General features: G+C 67.8%; 5 protein-coding genes, 1 tRNA gene and 1 pseudogene. 3 read left to right on the top strand and 4 right to left on the bottom strand.

Going from position 1 to position 5,007, the window contains the following annotated elements; genetic code table 11:
• Window positions 1-542, top strand: a pseudogene (locus VFG33_RS20315) (hypothetical protein); the annotation flags it as partial.
• Here the strand turns inward: VFG33_RS20315 and VFG33_RS20320 are convergent.
• From VFG33_RS20320 to VFG33_RS20335, 4 genes are all read right to left on the bottom strand, one after another.
• The gene (locus VFG33_RS20320) at window positions 535-1,029 is read right to left on the bottom strand and encodes a DUF6069 family protein (RefSeq protein WP_325054492.1); all 495 of its coding nucleotides are present in this window, start codon (window positions 1,027-1,029) and stop codon (window positions 535-537) included. The pseudogene VFG33_RS20315 and the gene VFG33_RS20320 overlap by 8 nt on opposite strands.
• Window positions 1,026-1,322: a hypothetical protein gene (locus VFG33_RS20325; protein ID WP_325054493.1), complete on the bottom strand. Its 297-nt coding sequence runs from the start codon at window positions 1,320-1,322 to the stop codon at window positions 1,026-1,028. The genes VFG33_RS20320 and VFG33_RS20325 overlap by 4 nt, the downstream gene beginning before the upstream one ends.
• Window positions 1,323-1,327: 5 nt before the next feature.
• Window positions 1,328-2,326, bottom strand: a complete 999-nt coding sequence (locus VFG33_RS20330; protein ID WP_325054494.1) for an RNA polymerase subunit sigma-70 — start codon at window positions 2,324-2,326, stop codon at window positions 1,328-1,330.
• 137 nt (window positions 2,327-2,463) lie between these two features.
• Window positions 2,464-2,552, bottom strand: a tRNA-Ser gene (locus VFG33_RS20335).
• Between the two features lie 328 nt (window positions 2,553-2,880).
• Between VFG33_RS20335 and VFG33_RS20340 the strand changes: the two genes are divergently transcribed.
• Both VFG33_RS20340 and VFG33_RS20345 read left to right on the top strand, forming a co-directional pair.
• Window positions 2,881-4,119: an MFS transporter gene (locus VFG33_RS20340; protein WP_325054495.1), complete on the top strand. Its 1,239-nt coding sequence runs from the start codon at window positions 2,881-2,883 to the stop codon at window positions 4,117-4,119.
• 110 nt (window positions 4,120-4,229) lie between these two features.
• The coding region (locus tag VFG33_RS20345) for an MFS transporter (RefSeq protein ID WP_325054496.1) at window positions 4,230-5,007 on the top strand (778 nt) is incomplete at its 3' end.

The following is a 5,007-nucleotide window of genomic DNA, read 5'->3' on the forward strand; positions in this document are numbered from 1 at the left end:
CGACGAGGTGCGAAGAGTGGGCGATGTACGGGCCTAGTACCAACGTGACCTTGCAGGCCAGGGACACAGCAACCAGCGCCTGGTACGCCGTCAGCAACACCAAGACCGGCAGCGTGGGCGCGTACAGGTTCACCGTGAAGAACGCGGGCGCTCGTGAGTTCCGGGTAGTCGCCGACGACCAGCAGCGGGCCGGAAGTTTCATGTACGGCGCGTCGACCGCAGCCAAGCTGGTCCGATCGACAACGCAGGTGGTCTCGGCGAAGTTCATCGCACCGGTGATCACTTTCGGCACGAAGCCGCAGGCGTACCTCTGGGTCGACCCGGCGGGTAGTCAGCAGGCGGCGTTGCAGTTCAAGAACGCGAGCGGCGTCTGGCAGGGCATGACCTACAAGACGTTGTCATCCGGCCGGGGCATCGCGACCTTCACCTTCAACCGCCGCGGAGCGACCCAGTTCCGCTGGTGGACCCCCGGCACCACCACCAGCACCGGGCTGAAGGTGGACCCGGTCTACAGCAGCATCTTCACCTTGACAGTCAGGTGATCTGAGGCTGCTCGGCAGAAGGCCTGATCTCTGAATCGGTCCTGGCGCGGAGGCTCCGCGCCAGGGTGGGGATCATCACCGTCGCAGCGACGAGGTGTAGGCCGAGGAGGGCCGTGGTGGTGGCGGTGTTTGCGCCGGCGAGGAGGGGCGGGACCAACGAGATCACGGTCAGCGACAATGCCGTCCACACGAATCGCTTGGCGGGGCGAGCGCTCCAACGAAGAAGAGCGACGGCAAGGACGACGCCCACGACCGAGAACACGCCAGTCACCACGGCAATCCCGGACACCGGGATCGTCTCGCCACCATCGGGAACCTCGAAGTCGGCGCCAACGGCCCGGGCAAGCGCAGCGACGAGGGTGGTGGCCACCATCGCTGCGAGCGTGGCAAGGAGGCCGGTGCCGGCGAGCCCGCGGAGCCGGTGGTTGTGGCTGGTCTGGCCCGATGCCGAGCCTGCGACGGCCCCGATGTCCTTCATGCTGTTCATGTCGTTCCTCCATCATTCGGTAACTGGCGTTCGGGGTGTGTTGACTGGCAGGTGACGGTCCTGGCCCTGGGGGTGACGATGCGTACCCTCGCCGTGCGACGGCCGGGGTTCCGCAGAGCACGGACGCCGGTACCGCGGAGCCAGAACCCGGCGTCACGTCCGAGGACCGGCCCGGGCTCGCCGTCGCGCAGCTCCAGCTGCACCCGCCCGCGAGTGACGACGCCGAACGCGTCGCACCACTCCGCCGCGACCACCGCGACCCGCTCGCCACCGCGCAGCGCGAGCGTCCACACCGGGACTACTCCGTGCCGTCCGCCGGCAGGCGCTCCGGCAGCCCGAGTCGCGGGAACTGGTCGTCGTGGAACGTGACGATCTCGGTGATCGCCCCGCCGGTGACGCGCAGGACGTCGATCGTCAGCGGCAGATACGCGCTCTCGTGCTCCTGCCACAGGTAGAAGGCGATGGCGGGCTGCCGGTTCACCGAGGTCAGGACGCCGCGCAGGCCCTTCATGCCCTCGAAGCCATCCTCGACCCAGCTGTTCACCACCGCGTCCCGGCCGAGGTACAGGCCTGGCGTGGGCGGCATCGAGCAGCGGACGTCGTCCCGCAGCATGCCAGCGAGCACGTCGACGTCCGTGGCCACGCTCGCATCGGTGAAGCGGCGCACCAGCTCACGCGTCCCCGCATCCTCCTCGCCGCCGGTCCAGTCCTGCCGCTCGGCGGGCAGGTGCTCCCGCATACCGGCGCGGGCCCGCTGCAGCGCGCTGTTCACCGAGTTGACGGAGTCCCCGAGGAGCTCCGCGACGTCCTTCGCCGGCCAGCCGAGCACGTCCCGCAGGATCAGCACGGCCCGTGGTCGTGGCGCGAGGTGCTGGACTGCGACCAGGTAGGCCAGCTCGATCGTCTCCCGCGCGACGGCGACGGTCTCCGGCTCGTCCGCGTCGCCCGCGGGCAGCTCGTCGAGCAGCCGGTCCGGGTAGGGCTGCAGCCACAGCACCTCGCCACCGGTCGCGGGCTCCGGACGGCACTTGGCGAGCAGGTCCAGGCAGGCGTTAGTGGCGATCCGGTACAGCCAGGCCCGGAACGTCGACCGCCCCTCGAAGGTCTCCCGCCGCCGCCAGGCACGGAGGAACGTCTCCTGCACGGTGTCCTCGGCGTCCTCGAACGACCCGAGCATCCGGTAGCAGTGCACGTGCAACTCCCGCCGGTGCCGCTCCGCCAGCCCCGAGAACGTCGGCTCGTCGACCTCGCCCAGCCCGCTCACGCCCAACTCCTCCAGCCGCGTGTCCGCACTCATCACGTGTTCCTTCCGTCTCATCGTGTCCAGTCGTAGATAAGACGGATGCGGGCGCAACAACTCATCACTAGGTGTCGGTCGGCACGGCTGAGCGTCCAGGCGTCACCGGGTGCGCAGGAGTTTCACTGCGGGTTGGGCGGAGGGTGTGGGATTCGAACCCACGATGACGGTCACCCGCCATACCGGTTTTCAAGACCAGCGCACTCGGCCACTATGCGAACCCTCCAGGTGGCGGCCCGGAAAACCGGGGTGGCCACCGACCGTTGAGGATAGCGCTCCTGGTGGTCGGGAGTGGTCTGAGGGGGCGGTGGAAATGGGTGTTGGGCGGGAGGTGGCGGCGGTAAGGTCTGGCGGTGATGGGGTGGAGGGACTGCCCTGCGTGGGATGGGACGGGAGGTGGGAGTGATGTCCAGATCGTCTGAGGACATGACCCGCGCCGTCCGGCTCGGCTGCTGATCAGACAGGTCTGATCGCGGGCGGTTGACCGGAGGGGCCGCCGGCGTCGGAGTGACGTCGGCTGTCCAGTCTGCCGTCATGCCCTCCTGGAGCTTCCGATGCGATCCCTCCGTTCTGTCGTCCTGCCCGCCGAACTCGGGCGGGACTTTCGCAAGATCTGGCCCGCCGCGGTCATCTCCAATCTCGGCGACGGGGCCATGCTTGCCGCTGGCCCGTTGCTGGTTGCCTCGCTCACCGATGAGCCGGTGGCCGTCGCGGCTGCGGTGTTCGTTCAGCAGTTGCCCTGGCTGCTGTTCGCGTTGCTCGGTGGCGCTCTCGCCGATCGACTCGACCGACGCCTGATGGTCGTTGCCGCCGACACCTTTCGTGCGGTGGTGATCGGGGCGCTCGGATTCGCAGTACTGCTTGACGCTTCGCCGTTGTGGGCTGTGTATCTGGTGTTGTTCCTGCTTGGGTCTGCCGAGACCCTGGCCGACAATGCTGCCGGGGCACTACTCGTCACAGCTGTACCGAAGGCCCAGCTGGGCAAGGCCAATGCGCGACTCTTTGCCACGGGCACTTTGGTCAATCAGTTGGGTGGGCCGCCGATCGGGGCTTTGCTGTTCGCCATCGGCGCGGGTGTTCCACTCATCGTCGATGCCGTCACTTTCGCCGTTGCCGCATTGCTCATCGCGAAGGTCAGCGCCCGGCCGGCAACGTCCGATGAATCACCTCGTACTGCGCTGTGGACCGACGTGCGCGAGGGGATCCACTGGCTCTGGAACCACCCTGGTGTCCGGACGTTGGCGTGGGCGATCCTCGTCATGAACATCACCTTCTGCGCGGCCTTCGCGACCTGGGTGCTCTTCGCCCGCGAACGACTCGGGCTCAGCGATACGCAGTACGGGCTGTTGATCTCGGCGGGCGCGGTCGGGGCGATCTTGGGTACGCCGGTGTATCACCTGCTCGAACCGCGGGTGGGCAGCCTCACCTTGCTCCGCGCCGGGCTGGTGATAGAGACGACGGTTCACCTGATCCTCGCGTTGACGCGGAGTCCGTGGGTGGCCGGCGTGACGATGGCCGTGTTCGGGGTGCATGCGGTGGTTTGGGGGATCGTGTCGACCACCGCGCGGCAGCTGGCCACTCCGGACGCGCTGTTGGGGCGGGTGAACAGTGTGTACATGCTGGCTTCGGTGGGTGGCGCCGCGATCGGGTCGTTGCTGGGCGGCGTACTGGCGCAGCGGTTCGGGCTGGCGGCACCGTTCGCGATGGCCTTCGTGGCGATGGTGGTGATGACCGTGGTCGCGTGGCGGCCGCTGCGGCAGGTGTCGGTCCGCGAGGCCTCGCCACTGGAGTAAGTGTTGGGGTAAAAGAATTGGTAGCTCCCGGCCGGGCCTTGTTAGTGTCGTCGGCCGAGAGCCCCAACTTGCGAGTGGGCCGAATCGACTATCGATCGGAGCACTCTGCCGTGCCCACAGCAACGTCCCTAGGCCTGCCGAACGTCCGGGGCCGCGTCCCCTTGCTAGCCGGCCTCGCCATCGACTCCTTCGGTGGCGGCTGCGCGGGACCCCTGCTCCTGCTCTTCTTCGTCCGCGTCGCGGACATCCCACTCGGTACTGCGGGTCTGCTGCTGACCGCCGCGACTTTGTTCTCCATCGCGGCACCGGCGGCCGTCGGGTTGGTAATCGACCGGGTCGGGCCGCGGAACCTCGTGATCGGTGCACAGTTCGCGCAGGGGCTGGCTTTCGTCGGGTTCTTCTTCGGGCGGTCGATGTGGCTGCTGTTCCTGTGCGCGCTGGTGACGACGACGGGACAGCGGGTGTTCTGGTCGGCGATCTTCAGCCTGCTGTCGGACATCTCCGATCCGGGCGACCGCGATCGGTGGTTCGGGCTGGCCGGGATGATGCAGGCGGGCGGGTTCGGACTCGGGGCGCTGGCGGCGGGTGCGCTGCTCAGCTTCCACGGTGACGCTCCGTTCCTGATCGCGATGGCGGTGAACGCGGTGACGTTCATGATCGCGGGGCTCATGTTGCTGTGGATCCAGGCGGGGCATGACGCTCGGTCGATCGTGGACAGCGGGCCGGCTCCCTTGCTGCGTAAGGACAAGCCGTTCCTGGTGCTGATCGGTGCGAATACGGTGCTGGCACTGTGCACGATGCTGATTGGGGTCGGGCTGCCGGTGTATGTGACAGAGGCATTGCCTGCACCGAAGTGGATGGTGGGAGTGCTGCTGGCTGCTGTGTCGG

The sequence above is a fragment of the Kribbella sp. genome (assembly GCF_035687465.1).
Classification (GTDB): Bacteria; Actinomycetota; Actinomycetes; order Propionibacteriales; family Kribbellaceae; genus Kribbella.